The sequence below is a fragment of the Paenibacillus albidus genome (genome assembly GCF_014644435.1).
GTDB classification, from domain to species: Bacteria; Bacillota; Bacilli; order Paenibacillales; family Paenibacillaceae; genus Paenibacillus_AQ; species Paenibacillus_AQ albidus.
The window spans coordinates 56,109-73,226 of sequence record NZ_BMKR01000008.1 but is presented as its reverse complement, the minus strand read 5'-3'; the positions used below and the strand labels follow the sequence as shown (position 1 = coordinate 73,226).

Below are 17,118 nucleotides of genomic sequence, written 5' to 3'. Positions count from 1 at the left end.
GGGCGGTGAGCGGCCCTGTTACTTCGAAAAAGCAGAGTGAGGGATTACTATGAAACTTAGCGAATTAACTTCTTGTCTGGCTGCTGTGCGGCTGTATGGAGATGGGGAACTGGATATATCCGATATACAGGTGGACTCCCGGCGCGTGAAACCGGGCGACCTGTTCATCTGTCTGCCGGGCTTTACGGTTGACGGTCACGATTATGCCCGTCAGGCTGCGGAACAAGGCGCTGCTGCGCTCGTATGTGAACGGAAACTGGATGTGGATCTGCCGCAGCTTGTTGTGGACGACTGCCGGTTTGCCATGGCGGTGCTTTCGAACGCCTTTTTTGGCTCCCCCAGCAGCCGGATGCGGATGATTGGCGTCACAGGCACGAATGGCAAAACAACCACTACCTATCTCATTGAACGTATTATGCAGGATCACGGGCTGAAGACCGGCTTGATCGGAACCATTCAAATGCGATACGACGGCCAAACCTATCCGACCTCGGGAACCACGCCCGAATCGCTCGAACTGCAGCGTTCACTCCATGATATGGCCGTCAAGGGTGTACAGTGCTGTGTGATGGAAGTCTCCTCCCATGCTCTGGAACAAGGACGGGTGAAAGGGACGGATTTCCGCACCGCGATTTTTACAAATCTGACCCAGGATCATTTGGATTATCATCATAGTATGGAAGAGTACCGTGCGACCAAGGGACTGTTCTTCGCCCGGCTGGGCAATGTGATCTCTCCCTGGAAAGAAGAACGCAAATACGCGGTGCTGAATGTGGATGATGAGGCCAGCAGTTATTTTGCAGCGCAAACTGCGGCGGAAGTCGTTACATACGGCATAGACAATCAGGCCAATGTGCGGGCTTCACGGATCTCCATTACGGCCAAAGGAACATCCTTCCATGTTGAGACGTTTAAAGGGGAGACGGATATTTCGCTGCGGATGGTCGGCAAGTTCAATGTCTACAACGCGCTTGCAGCTATCACTGCCGCCTTGCTGGAGGATATTCCGCTTGCGGAGATCAAAGCCAGTCTGGAGGCGGTAGCGGGTGTGGCGGGACGAGTGGAATCGGTGGATGAAGGACAGGACTTTGCTGTCATTGTCGACTATGCCCACACGCCGGACGGCCTGGAGAACGTACTGCGTACGGTCCGTGAATTTGCGGGAGGCCAGGTGCTGACCGTGTTCGGCTGCGGCGGAGACAGAGACCGCACCAAACGCCCGAAGATGGGCAAAATAGCGGCCAAATACAGCGACAAGGTGCTGGTGACTTCCGATAATCCGCGGACCGAAGATCCGCTTCTGATTCTGCGGGATATTGAAGCCGGACTTGAAGAGGACGCTGTGCCTGCTGAGCGTTATGAGCTGATCGCTGACCGGCGCGAAGCGATCAGGAAAGCTATTGAAATGGCAAGCCCCGGCGATGTAGTATTGATTGCGGGGAAAGGTCATGAGACCTATCAGCTGATCGGCGGAGTGGTCCATGAGTTCGATGACCGGATCGTCGCTAAAGAAGTTATAAGGGGCCGAAGCTATTGATTACTAGAACACTGGGAACTATCGCTGCCATGTGCGGAGGAGAACTTCTGTCCTCCTCCGCGGTGGATACGAAGATTGCAGGAGTCGTGACCGACTCCCGCAAAATTACGCCTGCCTGCCTATTTGTTCCGCTCGCCGGAGAAACCTTCGACGGACATCACTATGGCGGCGCCGCTCTTGCTGCGGGGGCTGCCGGGACACTCTGGCAGCGTGACAGAGGGACTCCGCCGTACGGTGCGGTCATTGTGGTGGAGGATACGCTGGAGGCGCTCCAGGAGCTGTCTGCCGCGTATCTGAAAGATGTTGCCCCCCAGGTGGTTGCGGTCACCGGCAGCAACGGCAAGACGACAACCAAAGATATGATAACGGCTCTGCTGGAGGGGCAATTCAAAGTGCACAAGACACAAGGCAATTTCAATAATCATATTGGCTTGCCTCTGACTGTTCTGTCCATGGAAGAAGATACCGAGATTGCCGTTCTGGAGATGGGCATGAGCTCGCGGGGAGAAATTGCGCTGCTGGCTTCTTTGGCAACGCCTGATGTGGCTGTAATCACGAATGTAGGGGAATCGCATCTGCTGCAGCTTGGTTCGCGCAAGGAGATTGCCCGGGCCAAGCTGGAGATTGCTGAAGGCCTGAAGCCGGGCGGTCTGCTGATCTATAACGGAGATGAGCCGTTGCTTGCCGAAGTGCTGCAAGAGCCGGCTTTTCGGGCACCGGCGGGAATGAATACCTTCCGTTTTGGGGGGGATGCCGGCAATGACGATTATCCGACAGGCATGATGTCGCACAGCGGCGGTATGACCTTCACTTCACAGCAACATGCCGAACGGGCCTTCACCTTGCCGCTGCCGGGACGGCATAATGTGATCAACGCCTTGTCTGCGCTCGCGGTTGCGCGTCATTACGGCGTGACCGCGGAGAATATTGAAGCCGGCCTGAGCACCCTTAAGCTGACCGGCATGCGGATCGAGGTGCTCCGCATGGAATGCGGGCTTACCCTTCTGAATGATGCCTACAACGCCAGTCCAACCTCCATGAAGGCAGCCATTGATGTGCTTCAGTCCATGAAGACTGCGGGCAGCAAAATTGCTGTGTTGGGGGACATGCTGGAACTGGGACCGGAAGAAATGCAATTCCATAAGGAAATTGGGGTCTATCTGGATCCTGAGCGGACAGATCTTATATTTACCTACGGGCCGTTGTCCAGACATCTGGCAGACGCTGCGGAGCAGACGTTCGGCAAAGAGCGGGTGTTTGCTTTTACCGATAAAGAACAGCTGATTGCCGGGCTTGTGGACAAAAGCAGTCCGAAGGATATCGTTCTCTTCAAAGCTTCCCGGGGAATGAAGCTGGAAGAAGCGATGCACAGTCTGCAGGCTCATTATCAAGAGACCTAAATTAATGGAGGGGGTGAACCCATGGATTATCAATTGCTGCTATTGACTATTGCTGTGTCCTTTATCCTTGCGGTCATTGCCGCTCCGCTCTTCATTCCGCTGCTGCGCAGGATGAAATTCGGACAGCAGGTTCGCGATGACGGACCGCAGAGCCATTTGAAAAAAGCGGGTACGCCTACTATGGGCGGGATCGTCATTATTGTGGCGTTTACTTTGTCATTTTTGAAATTTTCCGTTGTGAATACAGACTTTTATGTGCTGCTTGTAGCTGCACTGGGATATGGACTGATCGGTTTCCTGGATGATTATATCAAAATCGTCTTCAAACGCTCCTTGGGTCTAACGCCGCGCCAGAAGCTGTTCGGACAGCTCTTAGTCGGAGCTGTGATGTGCGGACTGCTGATATCGGCGGGACATAGTACTGCTATCAGTATTCCCGGTACTGCGGTGAGCTTTGACTGGAGCGGCTGGTTCTATTATCCGTTTATCATCGTAATGATGATGGCAATCACCAATGCCGTCAATTTCACCGACGGTGTGGATGGACTGCTGTCCGGAGTCAGCGCCATAGCTTTGGCGGCTTATGCTGTAATAGCGATGCAGGCGACCTCGATTGCAGCCGGTGTATGCGCGGCGGCGATGATCGGGGCAGTTCTCGGCTTTCTGGTGTTCAATGCGTATCCGGCCAAAGTGTTTATGGGCGACACCGGGTCATTCGGCATTGGCGGTGCCATCGGCGCCATTGCGATTGTCACCAAAAGTGAGCTTCTATTCCTTATCATTGGCGGTGTGTTTGTCATTGAGATGCTGTCTGTTGTCCTTCAGGTAGCCTCTTTCAAGACCCGTGGCAAACGTATATTCAGAATGAGCCCGATTCACCACCACTTTGAACTTGGCGGGTGGTCGGAATGGCGTGTCGTAGTTTCGTTCTGGGCGGTAAGCCTTGTGCTCGCAGCGCTGGGACTATATATCAGCAAGGGGTTGTAGAGAATGAAACATCCTGATCTGTACCGTGGTGAGGAAGTAGTTGTCCTGGGACTGGCCAAAAGCGGTGTCCAGGTGGCCAAGGTGCTGCATGAACGCGGCGCTTTGGTTACAGTCAACGATAAAAAAGAAAGAGATCAAAGTCCCGAAGCTTCCGAATTGGAATCTTTGGGAATTTCTGTTATATGCGGCGGTCACCCGGACGGGCTGATTCATGAAGGAGTGCGTCTGGTGGTGAAGAATCCGGGCATCCCGTATTCCGTCCCGCCTGTACAAAAAGCGCTGCAGCTCGGAGTTGAAGTGGTTACAGAGGTTGAGGTAGCTTACCGTCTCTGCGTTGCACCGATGATCGGCATTACCGGCTCCAACGGCAAGACGACCACGACCACCTGGGTAGGCCATATGCTGGAGGCTGCCGGTATGAACCCCATTGTGGCCGGCAACATTGGCACACCGCTGTCTCAGGCCGCGTTGGAGGCAACAGAAGACAACTGGATGGTTGTCGAACTGAGCAGCTTTCAGCTAAAAGGAACGGAGACCTTCCGTCCTAAGGTAGGCTGTCTGCTGAACGTGGCGGAGACGCATCTCGACTATCACGGAGATATGAAAGATTATGTGGCTTCCAAGGCCAAGCTGTTTGCCAACCAGCTGGAGAGCGATACGGCTGTACTGAACTGGGATGATCCGGTTTGCCGCGAACTTGTACCTTATGTGCAAGCTTCCATTCTGCCGTTCTCTACGTCAGAGGAATTGGCTCAAGGGATCTTTGTCAGCCCCTCTTTCGTGCCTGATAGGGAAGATGAGCTGAAGCGGGTGATTCTTTACCGCGATGCCATGGGTCAAGAGACGGAGATTGCGGCTGTGGATTCCATCGGTCTGCCCGGCCGGTTCAATGTGGAGAACGCTCTTGCAGCTTGCGCGATTGCCATTGCCGCCGGAGCAGATCCGGCCGGACTTGGCGGAGTGCTGGCTTCCTTCCGCGGTGTGGAGCACCGTTTGGAATATGTGGCCGATAAAGGCGGGGCCGTGTATTACAACAATTCCAAAGCGACCAACTCCAAAGCGACCACAATGGCACTGGCCTCTTTCCGCCAGCCGGTTGTCCTGATTGCCGGAGGACTGGACCGGGGCTCCGATTACATGGAGCTGCTGCCTGTCCTTGGCAGCGGCGTGAAGGCGCTGGTGGCCTTGGGGCAGACGAAGGACAAGCTGGTGCAGGTGGCTGGCCTGGCAGGACTAAAGCACATCATCTCCGTCGATAATGGGGAGAGCGCCGCCGCCGTGCTGCAGCAGGCCGTGCGGGAAGCTTCTGCGATTGCGGAAGCCGGAGATGTGGTTCTTCTGTCTCCCGCATGCGCAAGTTGGGACATGTTTACATCCTATGAAGAGCGCGGGCGTATTTTTAAAGCGGCGGTGCATAACCTTTAAGTAGGGGGGCTTGGATAAGCCTCTACTACGGATGCAAGAGGTGTGCTCCTGATGAATAAATCTCGTCACGCGCCCGATATCTGGCTGCTGATCCCTATTCTATTATTGCTTACGATCGGGATGGTGATGGTATACAGCGCCGGGTCCGTATTGGGCTTCCGCAATTATGGAGATTCGTTTTATTTTGTGAAAAGACAGCTTTTATTTGCCGGCCTTGGGCTTGCAGCGATGTTCATTACCGCCAAAACGGATTATCTGGTGCTGAAACGTTTTGCGAAACCGGCTCTGCTGATCTGCTTCTTCCTGCTTGTCATAGTGCTGATTCCCGGCATTGGCGTCGTGCGGGGCGGGGCGCGCAGCTGGCTGGGGATCAGTTCCTTCGGCATCCAGCCCTCCGAGTTCATGAAGATGGGGATGATTCTGTTCCTGGCTTCCTGGCTTGGCCGTGAGGATTATGATATCTCCTCGTTCACAAGGGGCCTGCTGCCTCCGCTGGCGCTGATTGGTTCGGCTTTTGCCTTGATTATGCTTCAGCCGGATCTGGGTACAGGCACGGTAATGTTCGGTGCAGCCTTGATGATGGTATTTACAGCCGGAGCGCGGATGAAGCATCTGCTCTCGCTGGGGGCATTGGGTGTTGTAGGGTTTGCTGCATTGATTGCGGCGGCGCCGTATCGGCTGCAGCGGATTACAGCTTTCCTGGACCCCTGGTCCGATCCCCTCGGTGCGGGCTACCAGATTATCCAGTCGCTGTATGCGATTGGCCCCGGAGGGCTGGGGGGGCTGGGACTGGGGATGAGCCGGCAGAAATACAGCTATGTGCCGGAGCCGCAGACTGACTTTATTTTTTCCATATTGGCCGAGGAGCTCGGGTTTATCGGGGGGCTGGCCGTACTCGCCCTGTTTTTGATTCTGATCTGGCGAGGCATGAGGGTGGCGATGAGCCTGCCGGACCGTTTCGGAAGTTATCTTGCGGTGGGCATTGTCTGTATGGTGGCGGTTCAAGTCATCATCAACATTGGCGTGGTTATCGGCATGATGCCGGTTACCGGCATTACTCTTCCGCTAATCAGCTATGGCGGTTCGTCATTGACCCTGATGCTCACAGCACTCGGCATCCTACTGAACTTATCCCGTTATGCGAGGTGAAAGGCATGCGTATCGTATTAAGCGGCGGAGGCACGGGTGGACATATCTATCCTGCCGTCGCCGTAGCAAGACAACTGGAAGCTGAAGAGGGCCCCGCTGATTTTTTGTACATCGGAGGGACCCGGGGGCTCGAGAGCAAACTGGTTCCCCAGGAGAATCTCCCGTTTAAGGCAATTGATATTACGGGCTTCCGCAGGAAACTGTCGATGGATAATGTCAAAACGGTCCTCAGATTTCTGCGGGGAGTCAAGGCCTCTAAAAAGATGTTAAGAGAGTTCAAACCGGACGTAGTGATTGGGACCGGCGGCTATGTATGCGGACCCGTGGTTTATGCGGCATCGCGTTTGGGTATTCCGACCCTGATTCATGAGCAGAATGCCATACCGGGCCTGACGAACCGTTTTCTCAGCCGTTATGCAGATACCGTGGCTGTGAGTTTTGAAGGCATGGAGTCGGCATTTCCGGGGTGCAAGAACGTCATCTATACCGGCAATCCCCGGGCCACCACTGTAACCAACGCCAGTCCGCAGCGCGGTTTTGCTTCACTTGGCATTCCTGAAGGCAGCACGGTTGTCCTGGTAGTGGGCGGCAGCCGCGGGGCCAAGGCGATCAATCAGGCCATGATTGAAATGGCCCCGTTTGTGGGTAAGGGTAATGGAGTTCATTACGTATATGTAACAGGCGAACCCTACTATGAGGATACGCGCAAGGCCCTGCGCCAGAATCTGGGGGGGCTGCCGAACTGGCTGCATGTCCTGCCCTATATTCACAATATGCCGGAAGTCCTGGCTTGCACTTCGCTTATTGTCAATCGTGCGGGAGCCTCTTTCCTGGCCGAGATTACGGCCCTTGGCATTCCCTCTGTACTTATTCCTTCCCCCAACGTGACGAATAATCACCAGGAAGCCAACGCAAGACAGCTGGAACGGGAAGGGGCGGCCGTGGTGCTGCTTGAAAAAGACTTGACGGGTCAGGCGCTGCATCAGGCGGTAGAGCAGATTATCGGCGACGCCGCTGTGCAGTGCAAGATGTCAGAGGCATCCCTTCGTCTGGGCAAAAGGGACTCTGCGGCGCTTGTTGTAAAGGAGCTGCGCAGGCTGGCTGCAAAGTAGGCTGGAGCCAGGCATAACCTTGTCCATTGGGCCTTTTTGAACCCTGAAGAACACCGCTTACCCGCTTTCGGTGAAGCAGTGCAGCAGCGGCTGTCACACACCCGGGGCATCGAACATAGGATAATCCTATAATCGTGACAATCACCCAGGGCGCTTCCGGAATTATAAAAGATAGGCCCGGTACCGGAAGTGTTTGTGGTGGGTGAGCGGTAATCTCGGAGGTGATACATTGGACAAATTGGTGATTGAGGGTGGGAGTCCCCTGTCAGGCACCATTCGTATCCATGGAGCAAAAAATGCGGCACTGCCGATTTTGGCGGCAAGTCTGCTGGCCGAAGGAGTTCACTCACTGCATAATGTGCCGAAGCTGCTGGACATCGAGACGATGCTGAATATCTTGAACCGGCTGGGTTGCAAGGCTGAACACCATGAGGAGACAGTAACGGTTGATACATCCTCACTAAGCACGGCCCATGTTCCCGAAGATCTGATGCGGCAGATGAGATCCTCCATCTTTTTGATGGGACCGCTGTTATCCAGATTCGGCGAGGTGACGATCTATCAGCCGGGAGGCTGTGCCATCGGGGAGCGTAAATTCGATCTTCACCTGCGGGGTCTTAAAGCCCTGGGGGCAGAGATTGAAGAGAACGGCGGCCGAATTTGCTGCCGTGCCGCCAAGCTGACAGGAAATGATATTCATCTGGATTATCCCAGCGTAGGGGCAACGGAGAATATTATGATGGCTGCCGCGATGGCAGAAGGGACCACAACAATATCGGGAGCCGCCCGGGAGCCGGAAATTCAGGATCTCCAGAATTTTCTGAACAGGATGGGGGCCCGGATTATGGGGGCAGGCACCGACACAATCACGATTCAGGGGGTGTCAAAGCTTTTCCCCTGTGCCTACGAGGTGATTCCCGACCGGATTGTCGCGGGAACCGTAATGATTGCTGCTGCAGCCACCAGGGGCAATGTGACGCTGACTCATGCCAATGCCGGACATCTGACTTCGCTTATTCATGTGCTGAGGCGGGCTGGTGTTCAAATCACAGTTTGCAATGATATAATTAATATCAGCTGTATGGGACGCCCGCGGGCCGTAGAGAGAATTGTTACTTCTCCTTATCCGTCGTTCCCGACAGATTTGCAGTCCCAGGTGATGGTGCTGCTGTCGCTTGCCGACGGTTTCAGCGTAATTAAAGAGACGGTGTTCGAGGGGCGGTTCAAGCATGTGGAGGAGATGGCCCGCATGGGAGCGGATATCTCCATCGATTTGAACCGTGCGTTTATCCGCGGAGTACAAAGACTATACGGTGCGACGGTAGAAGCTACGGATTTGCGCGCCGGTGCAGCGCTGGTGATTGCCGGACTTGCCGCCAAAGGCACAACGATTGTTGAGCAGGCCCACCATATTGACCGGGGCTATGATGGGATCGAGAAGCTCTTTCAGAAGCTTGGCGCACGTATCAGCCGTAAAGTACCCGTGCCGGGACCGTTTGATTTGGCCAATTAAAGCTCCCTGTCTCCTTCAGTTCAGCTTGAGAAGGAGACAGGGCCTTACTACGGAGATATGAGAATGCCTACAACCCGATTACCTCTTCTTAAAGAGGACAAGCCCAAAAGAAAAATGAGCCGTAAAGTTACAGCAATTCTGCTGCTCCTGTTTGCAGCACTGCTTGCTGTGATTTTCTTCCGTTCGTCCGTGAGCCATATCTCAAAGATTGAAATTCACGGGGACAAGTACTCGACTCAGGAAGAGCTGCTTGCAGGGAGCGGAATAAAGGTCGGAGGCCAATTTTTTGCCGTATCCAAGACGGAAGTGGAAGCAGCTTTAATGAAGCTTAAGACCGTGCAGAAAGCCACCGTGGAGAAGAAGTTCCCCGGCAGCGTCCTTATCACGGTTGAGGAATATCCTGCGGTTGCCTACGAAATGAATCAGGAGGGTATTCTGAAGGCGATATTGTCCAGCGGAGCAGCGGTTCCCGTGAATGATACCGGCATTGCAGTAGAGAAGCCCATATTGACGAACTGGGAGGATTCAGACCCTAATAAGGCCAAGCTGTGCAAGGCGCTGGCGAGCATTCCGAACGAGTTGACGAGTGACATCTCCGAAATTGTGCCCTCGCCTACGCTGTCCTTCCCGGACCGGATCAAGCTGTATACACGCTCACGCTTTGAAGTGATTACGGCAATTTCCCTGCTTGAGGATAAAGTGGCTTATCTGAATCAGGTGATCGAGACTGAGCAGCCGGGACTGATTCGGATGCTTGAAGCTGATTCTTATGTTCCTTTTATTGTGGAAACCAGGGATGAAGAGGACGCGCAAGAGTAAATAGTCCCTACTAATAGGGCTTAAAAAATGCTACAATCGGATTTATGGGCAAGTTTGCTGCATCCCTCTTTTTTCTCCGGATTTTTTGAAATCCGAGCCTAATTTTGGATAGGATTCCTCGAAGTGGTTTTTGGGATCGCCATAATAGACTCATTGCCATGAATTGTAGAGAAACCATTGACATTTGAGGTGGTTGTATTAATATTCCAATCAAAAAATTTGTAGAAAAAAGAGGGAAAGGATTAGGGATGTTGAATATGTACAAAGACGTTTCCCGGGACCGGGAAAAAAACTTGAAATTTACTTTGATAATAACAGGAGGTGCCATAGGGCTTGAGCAACAATGACATCATTGTTAGTTTGGACATCGGTACATCCAAAGTTCGGGCAATTATCGGGGAAGTAACCAATGGAACCTTTAATATTATTGGCGTTGGATCTGCTGATTCGGAAGGAATACGCAAAGGTGCGATTGTAGATATCGATCAGACTGTGCAATCGATCAAGAGCGCTGTGGATCATGCAGAGCAAATGGTCGGTATTCAAATATCCGAGGTCTATGTCGGGATCTCCGGCAATCATATCGGCCTGCAATCCAGCCACGGTGTCGTGGCCGTTCAGAATGAAGACCGCGAAATCGGAGAGGATGACATCGATCGTGTAATTAAGGCTGCGGAAGTGATTGCGCTGCCTCCGGAACGTGAAGTTATCGATGTTGTCGCCAAGCAATATATCGTCGATGGTCTCGAAGGGATCCAGGATCCGCGCGGAATGATTGGTGTTCGTCTGGAAGTTGAAGCGACCATCATCACCGGTGCCAAGACGCCAATACATAATCTGCTGCGCTGTGTAGAGAAATCAGGACTTAAAGTCAAGGATCTTGTGCTGATGTCTCTGGGAGCCGGCGGATTGGCGCTATCCAAAGACGAGAAGTCCATGGGTTCTGTGCTGGTGGATATCGGTGCAGGCTCAACGACGATAGCTGTCTATGAAGAAGGTTCCCTGAGTGCAACCTCGACGATCCCGATCGGCGGAGAATTCGTAACCAATGATATTGCCTACGGGCTTCGGACACTTACGGATCAGGCGGAGAAGGTAAAGCTGAAATATGGCTGCGCCTGGATTGACGATGCTGCCTCCGATGTAGTATTCAAGGTGCTGCGGATCGGCAGCAACGTGGAGAAAGAGTTCAACCAGGAGGATCTTGCGGCCATTATTGAGCCGAGGGTCCAGGAGATATTTCATTTGATCCGCCAAGAAGTGAAACGGCTTGGTTACAGCGAGCTCCCTGGAGGTTATATACTTACGGGTGGTACTGTGTCTATGCCGGGCGTGTTAAAGGTGGCTCAGACAGAGCTGGCTGCATCTGTACGTATCGCTGTTCCGGATTACATTGGAGTCCGGGACCCGGGTTTTACCGGCGGTGTCGGTATCCTTCACAATGTCGTCCGCAGATTCCGCGGCCGCAATAGTGGAGGAAACGGCAACAAAAAGACGGTCAACCGGAACAAGCAGAACACTGCACCAAACCAGGACCCCGTTCGGAAGACCGGATTGGTGGAACGTCTAAAGAATATGTTTAGCGAGTTCATATAAGTGTAGGTCCAGATATACTTGGGTTGGCCATCCAAGCACTATTCTAGGGGGAGATGGAACAATATGTTGGAATTTGATTTTGAAATGGAGAGCTTGGCGCAAATAAAAGTCATCGGCGTTGGCGGCGGCGGAAGCAATGCAGTCAACCGGATGATTGAGAATGGCGTGCAGGGTGTGGAATTTATCACGGTAAATACAGATGCCCAAGCGCTGCATATGGCCAAATCGGAGCATAAGCTGCAAATCGGGGACAAGCTGACCCGTGGTTTGGGAGCAGGAGCCAATCCCGAGGTTGGGAAAAAAGCGGCCGAGGAATCCCGCGATTTGATCTCAAATACGCTTAAAGGTGCGGACATGGTATTCGTTACTGCAGGGATGGGCGGAGGTACCGGAACCGGTGCTGCGTCGGTCATTGCTGAAATCGCCCGCGAATGCGGAGCTTTGACGGTAGGCGTGGTCACACGCCCCTTCACATTTGAAGGCCGCAAACGCTCCAATCAAGCCGAACTGGGTATCGAAGCGCTCAAAGAGAAAGTCGATACACTGATTGTAATTCCTAATGACCGTTTGCTTGAGATTGTAGATAAGAAAACCCCGATGCTGGAAGCCTTCCGTGAAGCTGACAATGTACTTCGTCAAGCGGTACAAGGCATCTCGGACCTGATTAAAGTTCCGGGTCTGATCAACCTTGACTTTGCGGATGTGAAGACAATTATGACCGAGCGCGGTTCTGCGCTGATGGGCATCGGAATTGCCTCAGGCGAGAACCGGGCCTCGGAAGCGGCACGCAAAGCCATCATGAGCCCGCTCCTGGAGACCTCTATCGAAGGTGCACGTGGAGTTATTATGAATATTACCGGCGGCTCTAACCTTTCGCTCTATGAGGTCAATGAGGCTGCTGAGATCGTGACCTCTGCTTCTGATCCCGAAGTGAACATGATCTTTGGTGCAATCATCGAGGAGAGCATGAAGGATGAGATCAAGGTTACGGTAATTGCTACCGGTTTTGAACACAAGCCTTTGCCCATTGCTCCAAATCGCCGCCCGGCGGCTACCGGCAGCAGCAGTGAACCTGCCGCTCCTGACAAAAGTGCCGGAAACCTGCGCCCGTTTGGCAATCAAGGTACGTCAGACCAGCTGGATATTCCAACTTTTCTGCGCAACCGCACACGCGGCAACAATGACTAATACAATGTTATGCTGATTGCCGGAACCGGGATTCTCCGGCTGCAAGAATTCCAGGCGAGTCTTTCTATTTAATTCAATCCTAAATGCAAGCTTTTTGGCCCGTTTCCTTTCGAAACGGGCTTTTTTGTGTGCCTTCCAAAATTGATGTCAGAACGTCATAGAGGGGCTAAGTCCAGATATACAGTGAGGTTAGCCAATCAGAAGGCTTGTCCAAAGATAAACCCTGCTATAACTCGACAAAAAAACCGCAGGAATGCCCCCCAAGTTTAGACAGACTTTGAATACGAGACTTTCTATACTAATCATATCGTCCAAAAAAGAGAGCCTGAACTTTGCAGGCCTTTGGGATAGATTCCGGTCGCTAGGCAGGTGAATGTCCTGGTAGTTTATATTGACCTCATCTTTGCCGCCAATCTGCTGATCGACGGAATGCTTTTGTGGCTGACAGGCTGGCTGGTCAAGCTCAGGATATCCTGGTGGCGGCTCTCCCTCTCGGCACTGGTCGGTGCACTGTATGTGGTGATGATGTTTGTGCCGGAGCTGTCTTTCCTGTATACGTTCCTCATCAAGTTTGGATTATCGGTAATTATGCTGTGGATCGCTTTTGGATACAGGAGTCTTCAAAACTACCTGCGCTGCTTGGGTACATTTTACATGATTAATTTTGCGGCGGCAGGCGGTATCGTAGGGGTTCACTATTTGCTGGAAAGCTCCGGCGAGATTTGGAACGGCATTATGTTCACAGCAGCAGGCGGGCATGCCTATCGGTTGAAGATTGGATTCTGGTTCGTCATGATCATGATCCCCCTGGTACTGATCGGCTTCAAGGCCGTACATACCTCCCGGGTCAAAAGGGAGCAGCTCGAGTCCTACATTGGCGAGGTAACCGTCCGGATTGAAGGGATCACTGTTTCCTGCCCAGGCTTGATGGACACAGGCAACCGTTTAAGTGATCCTTTGACCCGGATTCCGGTAATGGTAATGGAATCGGCACTCTGGGAAGAGCATCTTCCCGCTTCGTGGAAAGGCAGGCTGACCCAGATGAGTGCGGACAGACTTTTGCTGGAAACGGACGGGCAGTCGTTTGCCTGGCAGGACAGAATGCGTCTCGTGCCCTACCGGGGGGTAAACCGCGGGGCATCCTTTATGCTTGCGCTGAAACCCGATCATGTGATGATCAAGCTGGGAGAAGACATCTTTCATTGCCAAAGAGTTCTGATCGGGCTGGATGGTGGGACATTGTCGGGAGACGGGGCGTACAAAGCAATCATACATCCTGATTTGGTTCAAAAAGAGGGTGCAACCGAAGCGGCTGTACTCTCCTGACAGGGCTTCACAAGCGAGCCGTGCCACTCTTGAAGGAGGAACGATAATGGTCAAATGGAAAATTGCGCTGCAGCTTCAGTACTATCGGATGTTGTTTCTGCTGGGACTGAAGAGCCAGGAAATCTATTATATCGGTGGAAGCGAGGCACTGCCTCCCCCGCTGACAAGGGAAGAGGAAGAGTATTTGCTGCAGCGTTTATCCAGCGGTGACGCGGCGGTACGTGCCATGCTGATCGAGCGCAATCTGCGCCTTGTGGTGTACATTGCCCGCAAATTTGAGAATACCGGCATCAACATTGAAGATCTGGTCTCTATCGGAGCCATAGGGCTCATCAAGGCAGTCAACACCTTTGACCCCGAGAAAAAAATTAAATTGGCCACCTATGCTTCGCGCTGTATTGAGAATGAAATTCTGATGTATCTGCGGCGCAACAGTAAAACACGGAGCGAGGTTTCTTTCGATGAACCTCTGAATATTGATTGGGACGGAAATGAGCTGCTGCTCTCGGATGTGCTGGGCACAGAGAATGATACGATCTACCGCAACATTGAAGAACAGGTTGACCGCAAGCTGCTGCAAAAAGCGCTGGAGAAGCTGAGTGAGCGGGAGCGGCTGATTATGGAGCTGCGGTTCGGGCTGCGCGGAGGCGAGGAGAAGACGCAAAAAGACGTTGCCGATTTGCTTGGTATCTCTCAATCCTATATTTCGCGTCTGGAAAAAAGAATTATCAAGCGGCTGCGCAAGGAGTTCAACAAGATGGTGTAAGGTGAAATCTTCAAGGAATAAAATGGCCACCCCGGGAGATAATGTACAGTAATGTTTCTCCTTGGGAGGTAAATCATCATGACCCGAAATAAAGTCGAGATTTGCGGTGTGGACACCGCTAAGCTGCCGGTTCTCACCAATGTGGAAATGCGGCAGCTGTTCACTTCGCTGCAGCAGCAGGGCGAGCGATCCGCCAGAGAGAAATTGGTTAACGGTAACCTTAGACTGGTACTAAGTGTGATCCAAAGATTTAATAACCGCGGGGAATTTGTGGACGATTTGTTCCAGGTGGGCTGCATCGGACTGATGAAGGCCATCGATAATTTTGACTTGTCGCAAAACGTAAAGTTCTCCACATATGCAGTGCCGATGATCATCGGCGAGATCCGCCGCTATCTGCGGGACAACAACCCGATCCGGGTCTCACGCTCGCTGCGGGATATTGCTTACAAGGCCCTGCAGGTGCGTGACAGCCTGACCAACCAGAATTCACGGGAGCCGACGATATTCGAGATTTCCGAGGCGCTCGGTGTGCCCAAAGAAGATGTGGTCTTTGCACTGGATGCCATTCAGGACCCGGTCTCCCTGTTTGAACCGATCTATCATGACGGGGGAGACCCCATCTATGTCATGGATCAGATCAGCGACGATAAGAATAAAGATGTTTCTTGGATCGAAGAGATCGCGCTGCGTGAAGCCATGCGAAAGCTGGGGCAGCGGGAGAAAAGGATATTATCGATGCGTTTCTTCGAAGGGAAGACTCAAATGGAAGTCGCCGACGAGATCGGTATTTCCCAAGCCCAGGTCTCGCGTCTTGAGAAATCGGCGATTCAGCAAATGCAGAAGTATGTAAAGTCCTAGGCAACGTTCAAATAAGCACACGTAAGCATCCCGTAACCGCTAAGACCGGTACCCGGGATGTTTTTTTTGCCTTGATCACCCGAAGCAAATGAAATAAAGACATGTGGCCAAGCTTCCCATTCATATATTGGACTATAGGTCAGAGTGTACAGGGGTGGTGGAATGAATCAGGAGCCGAATGGAGCAGGCAAAAAAATGAAAATTTCCGATTTTCAGACAAAGGATGTTATCAATATCGTGGACGGCAAGCGGTTGGGGCAGATCAGCGATCTGGAGCTGGATTTGCGCCGGGGGGTCATTGATGCCATTGTAGTGCCCGGCTATACCCGGTTTATGGGATTATTCGGCGGCGGCGCAGATCTGATCATTCCCTGGCGGAACATCGTCAAGATCGGTTCGGATGTAGTCCTCGTAAAACTGGAGGAGGTGCGGATGCCCCAAGCTGAAGCGGATCAGGGAATGATGTATCTGGAGCGGGGAGAACGCAGTGAGCGGCGCACTTATTGATCCGGTGCGCTTTTTTTGTGCCGGCTTGCTTTGTAGCGATATTCTGTTGTGGTACACTAAAGCAGAGGTGAGGAGATGGAACCGTTTGTACAGAATGCTGAAACACCCATGCAGCTGCTGCTGGAGCCGTGGCAGGCACAACATAAACGAATCACGGCCGGATTTACCTCCAGACAGGGGGGACAAAGCCGGGAACCTTTTCATAGTCTGAATTGTGCGTTTCATGTCGGGGATGAGTCTGGGGATGTTATTGCTAACCGCCGGGCGCTCGCAAAGAGCCTTGGCTTTACGCTTGCGGACTGGACATGCGGGGAGCAGACCCATGGAGCGGAGATCGCGGTGGTGCGCCAGACGGACCGCGGGCGCGGCAGTCTGGACCGGGAGGCTGCGTTTCAGGCGACGGACGGGATGGTTACAGATGTACCGGGAGTACTGTTGACCTCCTTTTATGCAGATTGTGTGCCCCTTTATTTCTATGATCCGGCACATCAGGCAGTGGGTCTGGCCCATGCGGGCTGGAAGGGTACGGTGGCAGAGATCGCCGCTGTGACGGTGAACACGATGCGGGAGGCCTACGGCACCCGCCCGCAGGACCTTCTTGCTGCGATCGGCCCATCGATCGGCGACTGCTGCTATGAAGTGGATGAACCCGTTATGAAGCATATCCGCCGGCTGGAGCAGGATTTGGAGCCGTTTTTGCCAGCGGGGCAGAAAGGCCCCTTGTACCATTCATCAGTCAAAGACGGCAAAAGCATGCTGAACTTGAAAGAAATGAACCGACGCATTATGATTAAAGCAGGAATATTGCCGACTCATATCGAATGTACAACTTGGTGTACAAGCTGTAATACAGATCTGTTCTTCTCCTACCGCCAGGAGAATGGGAAGACAGGCAGAATGACGAGCTGGATCGGAATAAAGGAGAGTTGACA

The 17,118-nt window shown here is 52.9% G+C and carries 15 protein-coding genes; all 15 read left to right on the top strand.

Going from position 1 to position 17,118, the window contains the following annotated elements; translation table 11 throughout:
- Nucleotides 1-49 precede the first annotated feature (49 nt).
- The 15 genes from IEY53_RS11545 (at nt 50) to pgeF (ending at nt 17,116) form a co-directional block, all read left to right on the top strand.
- Entirely contained in the window at nt 50-1,537 is a 1,488-nt protein-coding gene (locus IEY53_RS11545; RefSeq protein WP_189025009.1) for a UDP-N-acetylmuramoyl-L-alanyl-D-glutamate--2,6-diaminopimelate ligase, read from the top strand.
- Nucleotides 1,537-2,937, top strand: a complete 1,401-nt coding sequence (locus IEY53_RS11540; protein WP_189025265.1) for a UDP-N-acetylmuramoyl-tripeptide--D-alanyl-D-alanine ligase — start codon at nt 1,537-1,539, stop codon at nt 2,935-2,937. Before IEY53_RS11545 ends, IEY53_RS11540 begins: the two co-directional genes overlap by 1 nt.
- 21 nt (nt 2,938-2,958) lie before the next feature.
- Entirely contained in the window at nt 2,959-3,924 is a 966-nt protein-coding gene (mraY, locus tag IEY53_RS11535; RefSeq protein WP_189025007.1) for a phospho-N-acetylmuramoyl-pentapeptide-transferase, read from the top strand.
- 3 nt (nt 3,925-3,927) lie between these two features.
- Nucleotides 3,928-5,349, top strand: a complete 1,422-nt coding sequence (murD, locus tag IEY53_RS11530; protein ID WP_189025005.1) for a UDP-N-acetylmuramoyl-L-alanine--D-glutamate ligase — start codon at nt 3,928-3,930, stop codon at nt 5,347-5,349.
- Nucleotides 5,350-5,400: 51 nt separating this feature from the next.
- Nucleotides 5,401-6,498, top strand: a complete 1,098-nt coding sequence (gene spoVE / locus IEY53_RS11525; protein ID WP_189025003.1) for a stage V sporulation protein E — start codon at nt 5,401-5,403, stop codon at nt 6,496-6,498.
- A gap of 5 nt (nt 6,499-6,503) precedes the next feature.
- Nucleotides 6,504-7,610, top strand: a complete 1,107-nt coding sequence (gene murG / locus IEY53_RS11520; RefSeq protein ID WP_189025001.1) for an undecaprenyldiphospho-muramoylpentapeptide beta-N-acetylglucosaminyltransferase — start codon at nt 6,504-6,506, stop codon at nt 7,608-7,610.
- A gap of 229 nt (nt 7,611-7,839) precedes the next feature.
- Nucleotides 7,840-9,123: a UDP-N-acetylglucosamine 1-carboxyvinyltransferase gene (gene murA / locus IEY53_RS11515; RefSeq protein WP_229696089.1), complete on the top strand. Its 1,284-nt coding sequence runs from the start codon at nt 7,840-7,842 to the stop codon at nt 9,121-9,123.
- Nucleotides 9,124-9,186: 63 nt separating this feature from the next.
- Nucleotides 9,187-9,942, top strand: coding sequence for a cell division protein FtsQ/DivIB (locus IEY53_RS11510; protein WP_189024997.1), 756 nt, complete (start codon nt 9,187-9,189; stop codon nt 9,940-9,942).
- Nucleotides 9,943-10,275: 333 nt separating this feature from the next.
- The gene (ftsA, locus tag IEY53_RS11505; RefSeq protein ID WP_189024995.1) at nt 10,276-11,538 is read left to right on the top strand and encodes a cell division protein FtsA; all 1,263 of its coding nucleotides are present in this window, start codon (nt 10,276-10,278) and stop codon (nt 11,536-11,538) included.
- A gap of 63 nt (nt 11,539-11,601) precedes the next feature.
- A complete protein-coding gene (gene ftsZ / locus IEY53_RS11500; RefSeq protein WP_189024993.1) occupies nt 11,602-12,726 on the top strand; it encodes a cell division protein FtsZ in 1,125 nt (374 codons plus the stop codon).
- A 378-nt stretch (nt 12,727-13,104) separates the two neighbouring features.
- Nucleotides 13,105-14,052, top strand: coding sequence for a sigma-E processing peptidase SpoIIGA (gene spoIIGA, locus IEY53_RS11495; protein WP_189025263.1), 948 nt, complete (start codon nt 13,105-13,107; stop codon nt 14,050-14,052).
- Nucleotides 14,053-14,095: 43 nt separating this feature from the next.
- Nucleotides 14,096-14,818, top strand: coding sequence for an RNA polymerase sporulation sigma factor SigE (gene sigE / locus IEY53_RS11490; protein ID WP_028530613.1), 723 nt, complete (start codon nt 14,096-14,098; stop codon nt 14,816-14,818).
- Nucleotides 14,819-14,896: 78 nt separating this feature from the next.
- Complete coding sequence (sigG, locus tag IEY53_RS11485) at nt 14,897-15,679, top strand: RNA polymerase sporulation sigma factor SigG (RefSeq protein ID WP_189024991.1); 783 nt, start codon at nt 14,897-14,899, stop codon at nt 15,677-15,679.
- A 162-nt stretch (nt 15,680-15,841) separates the two neighbouring features.
- On the top strand, nt 15,842-16,186 hold the full coding sequence (locus tag IEY53_RS11480; protein WP_189024989.1) for a YlmC/YmxH family sporulation protein: 345 nt from the start codon (nt 15,842-15,844) through the stop codon (nt 16,184-16,186).
- A 75-nt stretch (nt 16,187-16,261) separates the two neighbouring features.
- Nucleotides 16,262-17,116: a peptidoglycan editing factor PgeF gene (pgeF, locus tag IEY53_RS11475; protein ID WP_189024987.1), complete on the top strand. Its 855-nt coding sequence runs from the start codon at nt 16,262-16,264 to the stop codon at nt 17,114-17,116.
- The last annotated feature ends 2 nt before the right edge of the window (nt 17,117-17,118 follow it).

Coding starts and splice junctions, on each gene's coding strand:
- IEY53_RS11545 (WP_189025009.1), top strand. CDS start 50: ATGAAACTTAGCGAATTAACTTCTTGTCTGGCTGCTGTGCGGCTGTAT.
- mraY (WP_189025007.1), top strand. CDS start 2,959: ATGGATTATCAATTGCTGCTATTGACTATTGCTGTGTCCTTTATCCTT.
- murD (WP_189025005.1), top strand. CDS start 3,928: ATGAAACATCCTGATCTGTACCGTGGTGAGGAAGTAGTTGTCCTGGGA.
- spoVE (WP_189025003.1), top strand. CDS start 5,401: ATGAATAAATCTCGTCACGCGCCCGATATCTGGCTGCTGATCCCTATT.
- murG (WP_189025001.1), top strand. CDS start 6,504: ATGCGTATCGTATTAAGCGGCGGAGGCACGGGTGGACATATCTATCCT.
- IEY53_RS11510 (WP_189024997.1), top strand. CDS start 9,187: ATGCCTACAACCCGATTACCTCTTCTTAAAGAGGACAAGCCCAAAAGA.
- ftsZ (WP_189024993.1), top strand. CDS start 11,602: ATGTTGGAATTTGATTTTGAAATGGAGAGCTTGGCGCAAATAAAAGTC.
- sigG (WP_189024991.1), top strand. CDS start 14,897: ATGACCCGAAATAAAGTCGAGATTTGCGGTGTGGACACCGCTAAGCTG.
- IEY53_RS11480 (WP_189024989.1), top strand. CDS start 15,842: ATGAATCAGGAGCCGAATGGAGCAGGCAAAAAAATGAAAATTTCCGAT.
- pgeF (WP_189024987.1), top strand. CDS start 16,262: ATGGAACCGTTTGTACAGAATGCTGAAACACCCATGCAGCTGCTGCTG.